Here is a 17,112-nt window from a genome sequence, read left to right on the forward strand (position 1 = left end):
TTTACCCTTCTAATTGACCTGTGATAGCGTAATGAACCCATTTAGCGATATTTACAGCGTGATCCCCAATGCGTTCTAAATACTTAGCAATCATCAACAGGTCAATGGCCTGGTCCCCATTTGCAGAATGGTTCCCTAAATAATTGGCTAGTTTTTCTTTTATTGTACCAAAATATTGGTCAACTGTATCGTCTTTTTCAATCACTTCATGTGCTAATCGATCGCTTTCCTTTACAAAGGCATCCAAACTACCAACAACCATCTGGGTAACCTGCTCTGCCATTTTTTTAACCAAAGGAATTTCATCCACCAAATCAATTGTGTTACGGCTGATTAGATCCGCAATTTCAGAGGATTGGGCTCCAATCCGTTTCATATCATACACCATTTTTAGGGCTGAGGAAACAGTTCGTAGGTCTCTAGCAACTGGCTGTTGGCGCAAGAGCAATTTAATACAACGTGCTTCAATATCTCGCTCTAACTCCTCAATTTGCAGGTAGGTTTGCTGAATACGCTCTTGATCGAGACTTTCAGAACCATTGAGCCCTTCGAGTGAACGATTGATAATCTCTTCGCAGAGGGCCCCCATAAAGACCATATCTTTTTGCAAATCTTCTAACTGACTTTCGAATCGTGACCGCATTAGCCAAACCTCCCTGTAATGTAGTCTTCTGTACGTGGATCTTCAGGCATACTGAAGAGAGCGCTGGTTTTATTGCATTCCACAACTTCACCCAACAAGAAGAAAGCTGTTTGGTCTGAAACCCTCAAAGCCTGCTGCATGTTGTGCGTCACCATGATAATGGTATAATCTTTTTTCAATTCCAGCACTAATTCCTCAATTTTAGCTGTAGAAATTGGGTCAAGAGCACTGGTTGGTTCATCCATCAACAAAACTTCTGGCTCAATAGCAAGCGCACGCGCAATGCAGAGACGTTGCTGCTGGCCACCAGACAAACCTAAAGCCGACTTGTTAAGACGGTCTTTTACCTCATCCCAGATAGCTGCTTGACGCAATGATTTTTCAACAATTTTATCCAACTCTAATTTATTGTGAATTCCGTGAGTTCGAGGACCGTAAGCCACGTTATCATAAATGCTCATCGGGAAAGGATTTGGTTTCTGGAAAACCATTCCCACTTTTTTACGAAGTACTGTTGTTTTCATATCCGTATAAATATCTTCCTGGTCCAATAATACTTTACCAGTGATACGGCAATTTTTCACTAAATCGTTCATCCGGTTCAGACTTTTCAAGAGTGTTGACTTACCACAACCAGATGGGCCAATGAAGGCAGTGATTTGATTACTTGGAATATCCAAGTTGATATTTTTCAAGGCTTGAAATTCTCCATAATACAGATCCAAGTCCTGAATGCTAAATTTACTCATGCTTATTTCTTCCTAATTTATTTGCAATCCATTCGGATAAAAGGTTCATCACGATAACGAGAATCAAGAGAATAACTGCTGTAGCGTAGGTTTGATTGACATAAATACCTTCGCCAGAAATCAAGTACATATGTACAGCCAATGTTCGTCCTGAACTTGTTAAACTCTTAGCAACTTCCGCCACTGTACCTGCAGTGAAGATAAGAGCTGCAGACTCACCAATCACTCGCCCCAAGGCCAAAACAACACCTGAAAAAATACCAGGCAAGGCTGATGGTAGAACAACTTGAAAAATTGTACGTAACTTTCCAGCCCCAAGTGCGAAACTACCTTCACGATACCCATCTTCAACTGATAATAAAGCTTCTTCTGTTGTACGCATTATCAAAGGTAAAATCATAATACTTAACGTCGCTGCACCAGCAATAATCGATAAGCCTAGATTTAAAAATTTTACAAAGAAGAGCGCTCCAAACAATCCATAAATAATAGAGGGTATTCCGGATAAGGTTTCTGTTGCCAGCCGAACAACTGTGACAAGTGGATTACCTGACTTAGCATATTCCGTTAGGTAAACAGAAGCACCGATACCAATGGGTAGGGCAATCAACAAGGCTAAAATAGCCATTAAAATCGTATTTAGTAAGGCTGGTAACATTGAAACATTTTCACTATTATAGGTCCAGGAAAATAATTCTGGTCTAAGAAAAGGAATCCCTTTCAGTAAAATATAGCCCACAATAAATACGGTTGCTAATCCAGCAAGGCTAGCAGATAGATAGACTACCAGTCTCAAAAAGAGCGACAAGCGGTCATCACTATCTTGTTTCTTAAAAAATGACACTACTTAGTCCTCCTTTTTATATAAGAGATAGAAAGCCAAATTGATGATTAAAATAAATACAAACAAGATGACTGCCGTACCAATCAAGGCTTCACGATGTAAATCAGTTGAATATCCCATTTCCATTACGATGTTTGTTGTCAATGTCCGTACACCTGATGTAATGGAAGTTGGAATCAACGCTTGGTTACCGGCTACCATAATGACAGCCATTGTTTCCCCCATAGCACGACCCAAACCTAAAATGACGCTGGCTAAAATGCCTCTACGTGCTGCAGGTAGAACGACGAAAAAAATACTCCGTTCATGCGATGCACCTAAAGCAAGCCCACCTTGATAATAAGATTCTGGAACAGCACGTAGCGATGCTTCGGATACACTGATAATGGTTGGCAAAATCATGATGCCCAAGAGAATGGATGCCGTCAACACTCCCATACCATGCCCACCAACATAATTCCGAACAAATGGCACTAAAACTACCAAACCGAAGAATCCATATACAACTGAGGGAATTCCTGCCATCAAACTAACTGCTCGTTTAAAAATGGGGTACCATTTTTCCTTACAAAAGAAAGCAAGAAAGAGTGCTGTTAAGATACCAATTGGAACCCCAATCAGTAAGGCACCAAAAGTAACATAAACAGACCCAATAATCATTGGCAAAATACCAAAAATTTGATTAGAAGGTCTCCACTCTAGACCAAATAGAAAATTGCCCCATCCAATTTCTTGAATAGCTGGTAAACCTGCTGAAAATAGAAAGGCACAAATAAAAATAACTGATAAAACGGAAATGCAGGCAGCCAGAAAAAAGACTGCTTGCATACCGGTTTCTCTGAATTGACGCATGAAACTCCCCTTAGTTTGAAGTAAAGGCTGACCACTTAGTTTCTTTACCAGTAAAGATGTCCTGTACTTCTTGACTTGTTAATCCATTAATTGGATTATCCTTGTTCACAATCACTGCGATGCCATCGATAGCAATCGCTGTTGCTGATACACCAGCCGACGTTTCAGAATCTTTTAATTCACGTGAAGCCATACCGATGTCTGCACTACCTTCAATAGCGTTTGTAACACCTGTCGATGAATCACTTTGCTGAACTTCAACAGTTACACCAGCATTAACTTTTTGATATGCTTCTTTCAGTTTTTCCATCACTGGGTTGACTGAACTTGAACCTGAAACAGTTACCTTACCAGAAGTAACACTAGCCTTGTATTCACCTTGAGCATCGACAGGAATATAGCCAGCTTTCTCAACTACTGCTTGACCTTCTGTACTTAAAATGAAATTGATAAAGTCTTGAGCTGTTTCTGAGACACTTGCCTGTGTAACAATATTGAAAGGACGGGCAATTTTGTATTCACCAGATTTGATGGTATCAACACTTGCAGCAACGCCATCAATCTCAAGTGTTTTACTATTTCCATCCAAGGCACCAAGTGAAGCATAACCGATTGCAGTATTGTCCCCAGCTACAGTTTGTAACATAACAGCTGTTGAATTTGTTACAATAGCTTGATTTGTTGTGTTATCAACTTTTTCACCATTTGCATCTTTGGATTCTACTCCAAACAATTCAATAAAGGCACCACGAGTCCCTGAACCTTCTTCACGCGAAACTACCGTGATTGGTTGATCAGCTGTATCAGTTGAAGATTGTCCACAAGCAGCAAGAAGACCCAAACTAGCCAAACCTACTGCAGCAATTTTTGCAAAACGAAATGTGTGTTTCATAGATAACTCCTTTTCTTTATGAACACATTTTACAAATTCTTTATCAAATATATTGCCTATTTTTTGTAAAGTTTTTGTAAAATTGTAAGAAAATATAAAAAAAGAGAGTAGTTCCAATAAGAAACTTCTCTCTTTTTAGGCTCAATTGCTAGATCTATTCTGCCTTATCAATATCTTCTCTAACTTCCTTAGCATTGAACTTAGCGAAAAGATACTGGCGGTCTTGGATTGGAAAACGCTGGTCTAGTTGATCTACTGGTCCCACTTCCACCATTCCTTCTGAAATAACATAATCCATAACATGACCACCGAAGGCCAAATCATCCGAAATAAAATGCAAATGATAGCCAGCCACACTGACACCATGGAAAATCTCTGGCGTCCAAATACCAACAATGGTACCTGAAATATTCTCAGCGGTATACTCAGGCTGGCGACTTGCCACCTCCGCAAAACGAACATCAGAGGCCGACTTTGGAATCATACGCACATGCATATGCGAAAACGTCCCTTTTATTTTGATGGAACGAAAGAGATTTTCACCATCATAATATGACTCAATCCGCTGATGCAATTCATCGTTAGTCATTTCAAAGCGTTGTTTGAAAATGACTTCTGCTTCGTGAAAAATAACCGCCGCATAGGGAACTTTCATATCAGCTGGAACTTCAACCACTTCTGGTTTTTCCCCTGCTCCCTTGGCCTGATAGGCCTTTCCATCTAAAACAATCAGCTCTCCATCAATGGAATCCAGGGTTCCCAACCCCAAATCACCATGTTCCAACAATTCACCAACCGTTAAAGAACCGCCATACAGCCCCGCCATCAAGGCACCTAAGGTATTGTATTGAAATAATCGATTTACTTGCATAACCTACTCTTCATTCAAAAATTCTTGCATGGCCAAATCATCCGGAACCAATTGGATATACCGACTAGCTTGCTCTTTTGCCTCATCCAAACGACCAAGTTGGCGCAACACTTCTATATAATCAGCCAAAAATTCTGGGTTCTCAACTAGATCAAGGGCCAATTCATCATACAATTGAATAGCCACATCTTCCTGCTCCAATGCCTGGTAAGCTTTTGCAATATTCCATCGAGCCAAGACATTCTCAACCTCTTCATCGAATAAAGCCACAACCTCTTCAAATCGTTCCTGCTCAAGATACAAATTAGACAAGCGCAAAGCGAGCTCATTCCCGTCGTCTGCCACCTCTTTTGCTCGGAGCAGATAGTCTTCTGCTCTCGCCTCATCATGTAATTCATAGGCATACTGAGAAGCTTGAAGTAAGAGATTGGCATCAAAATCATTTTTCGCCAAGCCTTTTTCCGTCATAGCCAAGGCTTCTTCAATCTTATGCTCGGCATGAAGCGACTGACCATAGGCATACTCGTAGCCATCAAAATCAGGATTAATCGTATCCAGTTGCTTAAAGTAGAGATTTGCCTTCTGGTATTCTTCACTTTCAAATAGCAGAGCAGCCAATTCAAAAACAGTCTGGTCATCGTATTCCAACTCAACAGCTTTTTCCAAAAATTCAATGGCCGCTTCAAATTTCCCTAAACTGGCATAGGCAATACCTATTCTCTGATAGGTAGAAACTCCAGTTAGTTCATAGATGTCACGATTGTCTAGCTGTGCATAATAAGAAATGGCCTCGTCAAACAATTCCAATTCCATATCCAATTCAGCCAATCCAAAAAGAATAATCGGCTCATCGGACAAGTAACTTGCTTCCAACATTTTTTCACGCGCCACATCCGACAAGCCTTCTGCCTGATACAGGTCCGCCTTGACCAACAAAGCCTCCACATAAACAGGACTATCCTCTGGAATTTCCTCCAAATAGGCAAAGGCTTCTTCAACCAAACCATCTTCAAAGGCAATTTGAGCCAAATTCAGGCCTACTTCAGGAAAATCATCTTTCACTTGAGCATAGATTTGACTAGCCTGCGGGAAAAAACCAATTCCCTCCAAATATTCCGCTAGAGACAACAAAGTCTCTACATCATCTTCAGCCAATGCTCGTTTAAAATACTTATTGGCTTTCTCTAAATCCTGCTGACTGATACAAGCCACCATTTTTTCACTATTGTTCATTCTTTACCTCATTAGATTCCTCATTATATAAAGCACTATGGTCTTTGTACCATTCAAAGATTGCTTTCACCAAAACCTTGATAGAAGCATAAATTGGAATCCCTAATAGCACCCCAAGCACACCGTACATTTGACCAGCAGTTAGGAGTACAAACAAAATAGTTATCGGGTGAATACTGAGTGAGCTACCAATAATAAGTGGAGTCACAAAACGGCCCTCTATGGTCTGTTCAATCATAAAGACAACCAAGACTTTAATCAACATGATTGGACCTGCAATCAAACTTAAAATAATTGCTGGAATCATGGCTAAGAATGATCCCAAATACGGAATTAAATTAAGGAATCCAGCCATCACCCCTAAGGTTATAGGGTAGCTAAGCCCAATAATGGAAAACATGACAGAGAACATAATTGCAACGATAATCGCAACGGTCACCTGACCTCGAACATAATTTGATAATTGACTATTTACATCGGATAAAACTGTTCCGATTGGCTCCCTCCACTTAGTCGGTAGATATTGAGTGATATGTTTTTTCAGATATTGTCCGTCTCGTAAAAGATAGAAGAGAATAAATGGCATAATCAGTACAGCTACAACAATCTGCGATGCTGTCGAAATTAAGTTACTTGCCCAGTTAACAGCACTTGAAGAAAATTTCTGCGCAAAAGTCACTATTTGATCATTCACTTTATTTAAGACTTCCAATGCAGTTGGCCTGAATTGTTCAAACCGCTGATCTTGTAATAAGCCCGTTACACTCCCTTCGATTTTTTGAATATTTGAAGGAAGATTTTGTGCAAATGATGTAACTTGTACTTGAATACTTGGAATAGCTACAGCAAGTCCCCAAACAATCAAAAGAGCAATCAATACAAACAGTATCGAAATGCCGATTGTTCGAGAAATATTATGTTTCTCCATCCAATCAACTATTGGATTTAATAAATAATACAGGAGCCCCGTCAGAATCATCGGTAATAGTAAAATTTCCAGAAAACTTCCAATCGGTCTAAACAAAAAGCTAATCTTACTAAACACTAGAATGGTCAAAAAAGTCAATAGGATTACTAGCAAAATGGTAACGGCTTGATTATTCAAAAACCAACGGAAGAACCAGCTAAAACTAAATTTTTGATCTTTGTCGTCCACGATACTCACTCCTTTTCTTTTTATCTATTGTATCATGTAGAAAAGAATTTTGTAATAATCAACTACAGAATTTATGCGACTTTATCAGAAAAAAGTGGTATAATTTTATCAATCATTTCCAAAAGGAGAAGCCCATGACGATCTATTTCGGTACGTATACCAAACGCGAATCAAAAGGTATCTATAAAGCACAATTTGACGCAACCTCAGGTCAACTTAGCAATTTAGAATTGGTTGCGGAAGAACCAAATCCTACCTATCTAGCTTTTGATCAAGCTGGTCATCTCTATTCAGTAGGGTCTGAAAATGGCCAAGGTGGTGTCGCTGCCTTTTCTGCTGACTTTACTCCACTAAATCACGTGGTAGCTGAAGGTGCACCACTTTGCTATGTTTCCGTTGATGAAGAAAAAGACTTGGTCTATGGTTCAAATTACCACAAAGGGCAATTGCTGGTCTACAAGCGTTTGACTGATGGTTCTCTTGAACTTGCAGATGTTGCACAGCACGAGGGCTCTGGTCCACATGAAAACCAAGCTTCTGCTCACGTTCATTTCTCTGATTTAACACCAGATAAATTTCTAGTAGCCTGTGATTTGGGATGTGACCAAGTGGTTACATATAAAGTGGACAATCAAGGACAATTAGAAAAAGTAGCAACTTATCAAGCTACACCGGGTAGCGGACCACGCCATATCGTTTTCCATCCAGTTGCAAAAATTGCCTATCTCATCTGTGAACTGAACTCTACTATTGAAGTACTCATCTATGATGGCTGGGGTCAATTTGAACTGATGCAAACCATCTCAACCCTTCCAGAGGACCACACTGGTTTCAATGGTACAGCTGCTATTCGTATCACGAAAGATGGTCAATTTGTATATGGTTCAAACCGTGGCAACGACTCTATCGCAGTATACAAAACCCTCGGTGACGCTAGCTTAGAGTTGGTTGAAATCGTTCCAACTAATGGTAAAACTCCTCGTGACTTCACTCTTAGTCCTGATGAAAACCACTTAATTGTCGTTCACCAAGACTCTGACAATGCGACAGTCTTTGCGAGAGATACAGAAACTGGTAGTTTAACAGAGCTATCTCATGATTTCTATGTTCCTGAAGCTGTCTGCGTTACATTTTAATAAGACATTTTAGTTGTGAAATAGAGTCAATTTTGGTTTAATAGTTCCATAGGAGGTGAATTCAACATGAATCCAGTGGATCTTTTCAACCAAGTAAAAGACTTAATCGCAAACAAAGACTTTGACGGTGCAAAACAATTTATCGAGGAAAACAAAGATAACTTCGGTGAATATTTGGAACAAGCAAAAGGCTTGTTATCAGGTTCTGAAGGCGTTAATGGTATTTTGGACAAGGTAAAAGGCTTGTTCTAAGATAGGAAAAACTAGGCTGATTTTCAGTCTAGTTTTCTTTTTTCTTTGAAAATGGTTGAAAGTTCTTGGATTGAATGCAGTTGCCAGTCACTCTTCCACTCCATATCCTCAACAGCAAATCTTCCCATTCCTGTCAATATGCGAACAGCCCTCATACCTAGCGATTTAGCTGGTACAATGTCATTATCGTACCTATCTCCAACATAGACAACTCTATTTGCTGTGGTGTTTGCTTTTTGCAAGGCAAGTTTGAAAATAGTTGAATCTGGCTTGGATAGTCCGACTTCTTCAGAGAGGATAATTAGTTGAAAGTATGACTCAATTCCCCATTCCTCCAACAAAGCCCTTACCGTAGCAGATTGATTGGCAATAATCCCTAATTGATAGTGTTTTGATAAGGTTTCAAGAACTACCTTTGCTTCAGGATAAAGTTTTACACCTTTATTTGTCCACAAAGGTCGCAGCTCAGTAGGTGCAAAATAGTGCCAAGTTGCACGAATTGGATCTTTCCCCTTACTAGCAAATTCTTCCATTTTCTCGCTGTAAGATTCTACTGTGACCTTTAAACCAAGTAAGTTTAATGTCCTCACACATTGATTTATATAATGAACATAAGCATCTTCTTCATCCAAAAGAGTTGAACCCAAATCAAAAAATATCCATTCTATCATTCCATTCTCCATCACTTTTCAACATGAGAATACTTAAGTTGATTAGTCTTTTTAGAATATCATTTTATCAATTTCAAGGCAAAGAAAACTCCCTAGGAAAAACCAAAAGAACCATATTATAACCCTCGTTATACTAACTCGAGGATAAATTGGGCGTGAGAAAGAACTCGACTAGTAAAAAAAGAGTTCGTCAACAAGTCTTTATTTCAAGTTGTTGAGCTGAAACAGTCTATTCCCAGACTGTTTCACTCCCACCCCCGCACAGCTCAAACTGTCTGGGAGACAGTTTGAGGTTGGAAATGGAGCGAACTTTGTTCGCAACAGTCGTAATGGTCAGATTTGGAGTGTAAAACACGAACAAATCTGCCAATCAACCACTGCGCTGAGATGTTGACACGAACTCTGAAGAGTGGTGCTAGGCTTTTTGCCCAGCCTCGCGAAGAACAAGTCTTAATATTTCCAGACTTGTTCTTACTATGACCCTCGCTATGCTAGCTCGGGAATAAAACAGTCGCCCAGACATTGTAAAACAAGTCCGAATATTTTCGGACTTGTTCTAACTATAACCCTCGTTATACTAACTCGGGGATAAATTAGTACACTGTACTAATTTATTTTCTAAGGTTGTAGAATGAGTTCAAGCCTTTGTAGACTGCAACTTCACCCAATTGATCTTCGATACGAAGCAATTGGTTGTATTTAGCAATACGGTCTGTACGTGACAATGAACCTGTTTTGATTTGGCCAGCGTTAGTTGCAACTGCGATGTCAGCGATTGTTGAATCTTCAGTTTCACCTGAACGGTGTGATACAACGGCAGTGTAACCAGCTTCTTTAGCCATTTCGATAGCTTCAAATGTTTCAGTAAGAGTACCGATTTGGTTAACTTTGATAAGGATTGAGTTAGCAGCACCTTCTTTGATACCACGTGCAAGGTAGTCAGTGTTTGTTACGAAGAAGTCGTCACCAACCAATTGAACGCGTTTGCCAAGACGCTCAGTAAGAGCTTTCCAGCCATCCCAGTCGTTTTCATCCATACCATCTTCGATAGTGATGATTGGGTATTTGTTAACCAATTCTTCAAGGTAGTCGATTTGTTCAGCAGATGTACGAACAGCAGCGCCTTCACCTTCGAATTTAGTGTAATCGTAAACTTTACGTTCTTTGTCGAAGAATTCAGATGATGCACAGTCGAAACCGATCATGATGCCGTTTTCGCCAGCTTCGTATCCAGCAGCTTCGATAGCTTCGATGATTGTTTCAACGCCATCTTCAGTACCTTCAAATTTAGGAGCGAAACCACCTTCGTCACCAACAGCTGTTACCAAACCACGAGCTTTCAAGATTTTTTTCAAAGCGTGGAATACTTCAGCACCCCAACGAAGACCTTCTTTGAATGATGGAGCACCAACTGGTACGATCATGAATTCTTGGAATGCGATTGGAGCGTCAGAGTGAGAACCACCGTTGATGATGTTCATCATTGGAGTTGGCAATACTTTAGTATTGAATCCGCCAAGGTAAGTGTAAAGTGGCACTTCAAGGTAGTCAGCAGCAGCACGAGCTACAGCGATAGAAACACCAAGAATTGCGTTTGCACCCAATTTACCTTTGTTAGGAGTACCGTCAAGAGCGATCATAGCGCGGTCGATAGCTTGTTGATCACGAACGTCGAAACCGATGATAGCGTCAGCAATCACGTTGTTCACGTTGTCAACAGCTTTTTGAGTACCAAGACCAAGGTAACGAGATTTGTCACCGTCGCGAAGCTCAACTGCTTCGTGCTCACCAGTAGAAGCTCCTGAAGGAACCATACCACGTCCGAAAGCACCTGATTCAGTATAAACTTCAACTTCAAGTGTAGGGTTACCGCGTGAGTCAAGGACTTCGCGAGCGTAAACATCAGTAATAATTGACATTATATTACTCTCCTTTGAGTTTAAAATTGTTACATTGCTATCATACCCTAAAATACGTTATTTTTCAAGAAAAAGTCGGTATTTTTACAGAAAGAAGTAATGTAAACGTCTTCCTTTTTTCTTACATAGTTTTATGTTATACTAATAGTATGAATAACGATATAAATACAAGCATTTTAAGAAAGGCTTCCGGGGAAACTCGTCTAAATCCGGATGAACAACGTCTGTACATGGGAACCTACCGGGAGAGGGTTGTTCTCCTACTTACTTTTGACGAATTGGCAAAGGAACAGGTCTCTCAAGACTTTAATCAGATTTGCCAAAAATTAGTTAGTAACTACCAACCGCTCTTTCTTAAACTATCCCCCTCTCTATCGGATAAGCAACAGATTTCGCTGATGAAAATGGCACAAACACACAGCATTACTACAGCTATTATCGACGAGAAAGTTGGTCAATCACCATATGCTTTGATTTTTCATACTGACCATGCTGTAGATAATGAAGATGTTACCTTAGAATCAGTATTTCCAAATATTTTCTTAATAAAAGAAAAAAAGGAAGATACAAAAACTTCCTTCTGGAAAAAATTATTTGGATAGACTGATTTACCAATGAACTAAAATAAGTACAAGACAAATAATTATACTTAATAAACACAGAATTCCTAGCAATCTGCCTATATCATTTTTTTCATTGAAAAAGAAAATAGTTCCATTTCCTTTCAATACATTCGATTCCGTCCCTCTTTCATTCTTAGAAAGTCTTACAAGGGTTTGCAGCTTTGCAAGACAAATTAGAATAAATAAGATAATTGCTATTGATTTCATCCATTCCATCTTACAGTTCCTCCTAATTGAATGACTCTTGCCACCTGTTCTGCTGTACGGATCAGGTTTTTTTCTGCATTTTGGAGCGTGTGTTCTAAACTGTCAACACTTGCAATGATAGGAAATGCGGCGCAGATATTTTCAAAAGGAAAATCTGGTAGGTCATCTTTGAGACTGCCACATATCGCAATGATAGGAACTCCAACTGGTGTTCGTCGAGCCACTCCTATCGGAGTTTTCCCTGCTAGACTCTGGACATCCATCCGACCCTCACCTACAATGACAAGATCAACCTCAGCAACTCGGTGATCAAAATTCAATTGATCCATGACAAAATCTACACCCTTTTGGATATGTGCACCAGCAAATTGGACCAATCCTGCAGCCATACCACCACCAGCACCTGCTCCACTTACAGCAAGTATTTCGGGATTCACATTACTATAAAACCCAGCCATTTCCTCATCAATCCGTTCAAACTCTTCAGCCGCTAGACCTTTCTGACCCGCAAAAACATAAGTTGCACCCAAAGGCCCACAAAGTGGATTATTCACATCCGTAACCAAGTCAATCCTAACTTGGGATAAGTCCACCAACATTTCGTCTGTTGAATAGCGTACTATCTTTCCCAAATGAGCCCCAATAGCCTCGACCTCATCTCCATCACGGTCATAAAATCTAACACCAAGACCTGATGCCATACCAATGCCACCATCATGACTAGCAGATCCGCCAACACCAATTAAAATTCTCTGAGCTCCATTTTGCACCAGTTCAACGATTAGCTCTCCAATTCCTTCTGTTTTGAGCAAAAGCGGATTTCTTTTTTCGTGTGGAATACTGCCAAGGCCAACTATTGCAGCCATTTCAAACACTGCAAGGTCATCTTTCATCGCATAGGAAACCTTGACTTTGTCTCCAAATGGACCAGTAACATAGGTATGTTTCACAACCAGCGATAAGGCAGCTGTCAAACTCTCAACTGTACCTTCCCCACCATCACCCAAGGGAAGTAAGTCATAGCTTGCATGAGGATAAACCTTTGAAAATCCAAGTTTAATCGCTTCAGCGACATGTGTTGCTGAAAGAGATTCTTTAAACGAATCTGGCGCTATGAGAATATGCATAGTGGACCAACCTCCTTTATATTATTAGTATACCATTCCCAAAAGAAGCTTTCAATAAGTCTTATCAGATTTTAAAAGAGTATGATATACTGAAAGAAAGGAGGCAGCTATGTATCAAACTATATTATTTGATTTAGATGGAACATTAACAGATTCTGGTCAAGGCATTTTAAATTCCGTTGCCTTTGCACTCGAAAAAATGGGGATTGAAGAAACAAAGCCAGATCATTTGAGACGGTTCATCGGACCACCACTCTATGAATCTTTTTCACAGTTCTATCAATTGAACCCTGAAGAAACACAGGCTGCAGTCGATGCTTTTCGCATTTATTTTAAAGAAAAGGGAATGTTTGAAAACCAACTTTATCCTGGAATTGTTCCACTTCTTGAAAAGTTAAAGACTGCCGGCAAAACCCTTGTGATTGCTACTTCGAAACCCGAATTATTCGCAAAACAAATCCTTAAACATTTTGAAATTGATCATTTTTTTGATGTGATTGCGGGAGCAAGTCTGGACAATAGTCGTATCACTAAGGCAGATGTGATTGCATATGCGCTGAAACAATTAGGCAATTTTCCTCAACCTGCAGTCATGGTCGGTGACAGAGAGCATGATATAGAAGGTGCTCACATGAACCAACTTCCTGCCATCGGAGTTCTTTACGGCTATGGAAGTATCGAAGAGTTTGAAAAAGCAGGTGCTACTTGTATTGTAAAGAATGTAGCTGAACTGAGTGATTTTCTTCTAAGTTAATACACTTACCAAAATTTTTATATTTTTCCATACACAGTTGTCATAAAAATTCAGTAGTAATTTTTTGTCAATAGATATTGTTTAAGGGAATTGGTATCAAATGAATAAATCATAACATTAAATATTCTTACAAAGGAGAATTTCCAACACTCTCAAAAACAACGATGGGAGTGGGAAAGAACTCAACCAGTCTAAAAAGAGTTCGTCAACAAGTCTTTATTTCTAGTTGTTGAGCTGAAACAGTCTATCCCCAGACTTCAATTTATGTGAGCTGACTGCCGTCAGCTTATATCTCCCACTTTAAAAGGTCTCCCAGACCTTTTAAACTCCCACCCCCGCATAGCTCCAAAGGTTCGGGGAACCTTTGGAGGCTGGAGATATAGCGAACAAAGTTCGCATCAGTCGTTAAGTCAGAGTAGTGACTGTTGGAGGTTGGAAATGGAGCGAACTTTGTTCGCAACAGTCGTAATGGTCAGATTTGGAGTGTGAAACACGAACAAATCTGCCAATCAACCACTGCGCTGAGATGTTGGCACAAACTCTGAGAAGCGAGGCTGGACTTTCTGCCCAGCCTCAAGCAATACTTATCCAAAAAGAATTCTACTACATAATGTTAAACAACCACTCAAAAACAATTTTAAAAATGTTTTCGAGTGGTTGTTTCTTTATGATAAAAGAAGAATACTGAAACCTTTATTAAATTTGATGTCCATCTTATCATAGATTCATTCATAAAAGGTACATTTAATGGAATTGTCATGCTTCCACACATTTACAGTAATTAATATTAAAAGTGGATTATTAATTTTTTTATGCAGTGGCCAGCTACATTTGTACTCTTAGTATATTATTTAGCCAGTGAATCGCCTCTCAATTCAATTTCATTCTAGTGATTCGTATTATCCTTATATATCGATCTACCCTTAAACTTAGAAGCCAAAATGAGTTTAATGAACAAAAAAATATTGACATAAAATAAATAAAAACAAAAATTAACCTTTTGTTCCTCCTGCAGTCAAACCAGATACAAAGTTTTTTTGCAAAAAGAAGAATAAAATTGAGATTGGAATCGCCACTAGAATAGCACCTGAAGCAAAAAGTGTAACTTCTTGTTTTTTTGAATCAGAGATAAATGTTTGTAAACCAATTGCAACTGTATAATACTCTGGCTTCCTTAGTAAAAATTTTGCTAACATAAAGTCACCAAATGGCCCCATAAAAGCCCATAACGCTTGTACAGCAATCATTGGTTTGACAAGTGGTAATACAACCCTATAAAATATTTTTAAATGTCCAGCTCCATCTAGTTTAGCTGATTCATCTAAATCATATGGAACTGTATCGAAATATCCCTTCATCAGCCATGCATTCATCGGAATTCCCGCACCAACATAAATCATGATTAAAAACCAATATTGATTTAATGCATTAAATAGCCACGCAACAACGAAAAAGGCTGTTAATGATGCAGTCGTAGGCACCATTTGGATGATTAAAAAGAATAGTAAACTATTTTTTTTACCAACAAATTGATATCTACTATATGAATAGCCAGTAAGTGTCACGATTGAGACTTGTACAACCATAGTCCAAAAAGCAACTATTAAAGTATTTTTGTACCAATTTAGATAGTCTGTCTCATGAAAAAGTCTATTGAAGTTACTAAATGTCCAGTTTGAATTTAAATTTAATGTGAAAGCAATATTATTTCCGAATTTAAAAGCTGAACTAATTGTAACCAAAATTGGAAATAAAATTATTATGGAAACTAGTATTAAAAATAAATATGTAGCTGTTGTCGATAATGCTTTCCTGCGTTTCATACCTAATCTAAAAGTTGATTTATTCATTTAATTTTCCTCCATATTGAAAGCATTAAACTTTTTAAAAGTGATTAGTGATACAGAAATAACAATGAAAGATATTACCAAAGTTACAGCTGCAGCAATCGAGAATTGAGGAGCATTTTGAGTCGTTAGTTTATAAATCCAAGAAATCAAAATATCAGTAGAGCCTGCCCCCCCACCTACACTGCTCGGTCCTCCGTTATTAAATAAATAAATGATTGAAAAATTATTAAAATTAAAAGTATACTGCGAAATAAACGTTGGAGCAGCTACTGTTAATATCATTGGTAATGTTATATTATTAAACTTTTGCAAAGCTGTTGCTCCATCAACCGTAGCCGCCTCATACAAATCTTGCGGGATGGATTGTAATATACCTGAAGTCAGTACATATATATATGGAAACCCTAGCCATCCTTGAATCATGATGATTGCTACTTTTGTCCAAAATGGATCAGTCTTCCAAGGAATTAATCCAAAATCAATGAATGGTAGTATTTTTTCTATAAATGGCAATACTTGCATATTCATCGCACCAATTGAATCATTAAAAAAATTACTAAAACTCATTATTGAAACAAATCCCGGTACTGCCCAAGGCAACAAGAAAATAACTCCAAAAATCCTTTTAAATTTGATATTTGGTTGATTGTAAACTATCGCAATTATTACCCCAATGATTATTTGCAAGCTAGACGCTACTATAGTCCAAATAAATGTCCATGACAAAACAGAAGTGAACGCACTTTTAAAAGTGCTCAATTGGACAATATTTAAAAAATTTTTAAATCCGATCCAGTCCAGTAACTTATTTGGTGGTATATGTCTGAAATCGTAATTTGTAAATGCAATCAAAAGAGTGACAATTACAGGAAAAACGATTGCAAATATCATAGCTAAATAAGAAGGTACGATCAATAAATATGCAAACCCCTTATTATAAAGATTTAGTATAGTATCTTTTAAAGTAGTTGGTACTTTAATACCCAAATTTATTTGACTGGCAGTATGTTTTGCATCAAGCATACTTAAAAAATGAAATGCTATCATTAAAAAAATTACAATTATTTGAATTGCTCCTTCAATCAATAAAAACAATGAATGGTCTTCCATCGGAGTCGAACCTAATGTTACTAACCCAATTAGTGCCGGAATCCCAAAAGTTATTATTTCAAAGAGCTCAAGACCAAATAATAAAAGCAATGCTGTCCCTTTTACATACTGCCTGTTATAAAATTGACCAAGTCCGGGTATTATTGACAATAACAATGCAAATTTTTCGTTCTGTTTTTTTCTAGTCTCCATAATTACCCCCTTACACTTATAAAAAAACTGG

18 protein-coding genes are annotated in these 17,112 nt (G+C 38.5%); 4 read left to right on the plus strand and 14 right to left on the minus strand.

The window, feature by feature from the left end; translation table 11 throughout:
- Nucleotide 1: 1 nt before the first annotated feature.
- The 8 genes from phoU to K6V43_RS03150 form a co-directional block, all read right to left on the minus strand.
- Nucleotides 2–643 carry a phosphate signaling complex protein PhoU gene (phoU, locus tag K6V43_RS03115; RefSeq protein WP_172006789.1) on the minus strand — a complete coding sequence of 214 codons (642 nt, stop codon included), beginning with the start codon at nt 641–643 and terminating at the stop codon, nt 2–4.
- Entirely contained in the window at nt 643–1,392 is a 750-nt protein-coding gene (gene pstB, locus K6V43_RS03120; protein WP_023370886.1) for a phosphate ABC transporter ATP-binding protein PstB, read from the minus strand. The genes phoU and pstB overlap by 1 nt, the downstream gene beginning before the upstream one ends.
- The gene (gene pstA / locus K6V43_RS03125) at nt 1,385–2,236 is read right to left on the minus strand and encodes a phosphate ABC transporter permease PstA (protein WP_023370888.1); all 852 of its coding nucleotides are present in this window, start codon (nt 2,234–2,236) and stop codon (nt 1,385–1,387) included. The genes pstB and pstA overlap by 8 nt, the downstream gene beginning before the upstream one ends.
- Before the next feature lie 3 nt (nt 2,237–2,239).
- Nucleotides 2,240–3,088: a phosphate ABC transporter permease subunit PstC gene (gene pstC, locus K6V43_RS03130; protein WP_023370889.1), complete on the minus strand. Its 849-nt coding sequence runs from the start codon at nt 3,086–3,088 to the stop codon at nt 2,240–2,242.
- A 10-nt stretch (nt 3,089–3,098) separates the two neighbouring features.
- A complete protein-coding gene (locus K6V43_RS03135) occupies nt 3,099–3,980 on the minus strand; it encodes a substrate-binding domain-containing protein (protein WP_222381598.1) in 882 nt (293 codons plus the stop codon).
- A gap of 154 nt (nt 3,981–4,134) precedes the next feature.
- A complete protein-coding gene (budA, locus tag K6V43_RS03140; protein WP_222381601.1) occupies nt 4,135–4,851 on the minus strand; it encodes an acetolactate decarboxylase in 717 nt (238 codons plus the stop codon).
- Between the two features lie 3 nt (nt 4,852–4,854).
- On the minus strand, nt 4,855–6,084 hold the full coding sequence (locus tag K6V43_RS03145) for a tetratricopeptide repeat protein (protein ID WP_222381603.1): 1,230 nt from the start codon (nt 6,082–6,084) through the stop codon (nt 4,855–4,857).
- Nucleotides 6,074–7,240 (minus strand): AI-2E family transporter, encoded by a 1,167-nt coding sequence (locus K6V43_RS03150; RefSeq protein ID WP_024404863.1) that lies wholly within the window; start codon nt 7,238–7,240, stop codon nt 6,074–6,076. Before K6V43_RS03150 ends, K6V43_RS03145 begins: the two co-directional genes overlap by 11 nt.
- Before the next feature lie 134 nt (nt 7,241–7,374).
- On the opposite strand from K6V43_RS03150, the gene K6V43_RS03155 reads away from it, so the two are divergent.
- Both K6V43_RS03155 and K6V43_RS03160 read left to right on the plus strand, forming a co-directional pair.
- Nucleotides 7,375–8,376 (plus strand): lactonase family protein, encoded by a 1,002-nt coding sequence (locus tag K6V43_RS03155; RefSeq protein ID WP_222381605.1) that lies wholly within the window; start codon nt 7,375–7,377, stop codon nt 8,374–8,376.
- 66 nt (nt 8,377–8,442) lie between these two features.
- Nucleotides 8,443–8,628, plus strand: a complete 186-nt coding sequence (locus K6V43_RS03160; protein ID WP_024404861.1) for a hypothetical protein — start codon at nt 8,443–8,445, stop codon at nt 8,626–8,628.
- A 23-nt stretch (nt 8,629–8,651) separates the two neighbouring features.
- On the opposite strand, the gene K6V43_RS03165 is transcribed toward K6V43_RS03160, so the two are convergent.
- Nucleotides 8,652–9,299, minus strand: coding sequence for an HAD family hydrolase (locus K6V43_RS03165; protein ID WP_222381607.1), 648 nt, complete (start codon nt 9,297–9,299; stop codon nt 8,652–8,654).
- Nucleotides 9,300–9,910: 611 nt separating this feature from the next.
- Nucleotides 9,911–11,218 (minus strand): surface-displayed alpha-enolase, encoded by a 1,308-nt coding sequence (gene eno / locus K6V43_RS03170; RefSeq protein WP_024391935.1) that lies wholly within the window; start codon nt 11,216–11,218, stop codon nt 9,911–9,913.
- Between the two features lie 149 nt (nt 11,219–11,367).
- On the opposite strand from eno, the gene K6V43_RS03175 reads away from it, so the two are divergent.
- Nucleotides 11,368–11,820 (plus strand): DUF1694 domain-containing protein, encoded by a 453-nt coding sequence (locus K6V43_RS03175; protein WP_222381609.1) that lies wholly within the window; start codon nt 11,368–11,370, stop codon nt 11,818–11,820.
- A 6-nt stretch (nt 11,821–11,826) separates the two neighbouring features.
- Here the strand turns inward: K6V43_RS03175 and K6V43_RS03180 are convergent, their stop codons facing one another.
- Nucleotides 11,827–12,057 (minus strand): hypothetical protein, encoded by a 231-nt coding sequence (locus K6V43_RS03180; RefSeq protein ID WP_222381611.1) that lies wholly within the window; start codon nt 12,055–12,057, stop codon nt 11,827–11,829.
- Nucleotides 12,045–13,175 (minus strand): glycerate kinase family protein, encoded by a 1,131-nt coding sequence (locus tag K6V43_RS03185; RefSeq protein WP_222381613.1) that lies wholly within the window; start codon nt 13,173–13,175, stop codon nt 12,045–12,047. The genes K6V43_RS03180 and K6V43_RS03185 overlap by 13 nt, the downstream gene beginning before the upstream one ends.
- A 109-nt stretch (nt 13,176–13,284) precedes the next feature.
- Here K6V43_RS03185 and K6V43_RS03190 point away from each other — a divergent pair, with 109 nt between their 5' ends.
- Nucleotides 13,285–13,929, plus strand: a complete 645-nt coding sequence (locus K6V43_RS03190) for an HAD family hydrolase (RefSeq protein ID WP_172055202.1) — start codon at nt 13,285–13,287, stop codon at nt 13,927–13,929.
- A gap of 992 nt (nt 13,930–14,921) precedes the next feature.
- Here K6V43_RS03190 and K6V43_RS03195 read toward each other — a convergent pair.
- Nucleotides 14,922–15,779: a sugar ABC transporter permease gene (locus tag K6V43_RS03195; protein ID WP_105126599.1), complete on the minus strand. Its 858-nt coding sequence runs from the start codon at nt 15,777–15,779 to the stop codon at nt 14,922–14,924.
- The gene (locus K6V43_RS03200; RefSeq protein ID WP_172016281.1) at nt 15,780–17,081 is read right to left on the minus strand and encodes a carbohydrate ABC transporter permease; all 1,302 of its coding nucleotides are present in this window, start codon (nt 17,079–17,081) and stop codon (nt 15,780–15,782) included.
- Nucleotides 17,082–17,112 lie beyond the last annotated feature (31 nt).

The sequence above is a fragment of the Streptococcus suis genome (assembly GCF_019794615.1).
GTDB classification, from domain to species: domain Bacteria; phylum Bacillota; class Bacilli; order Lactobacillales; family Streptococcaceae; genus Streptococcus; species Streptococcus suis_AI.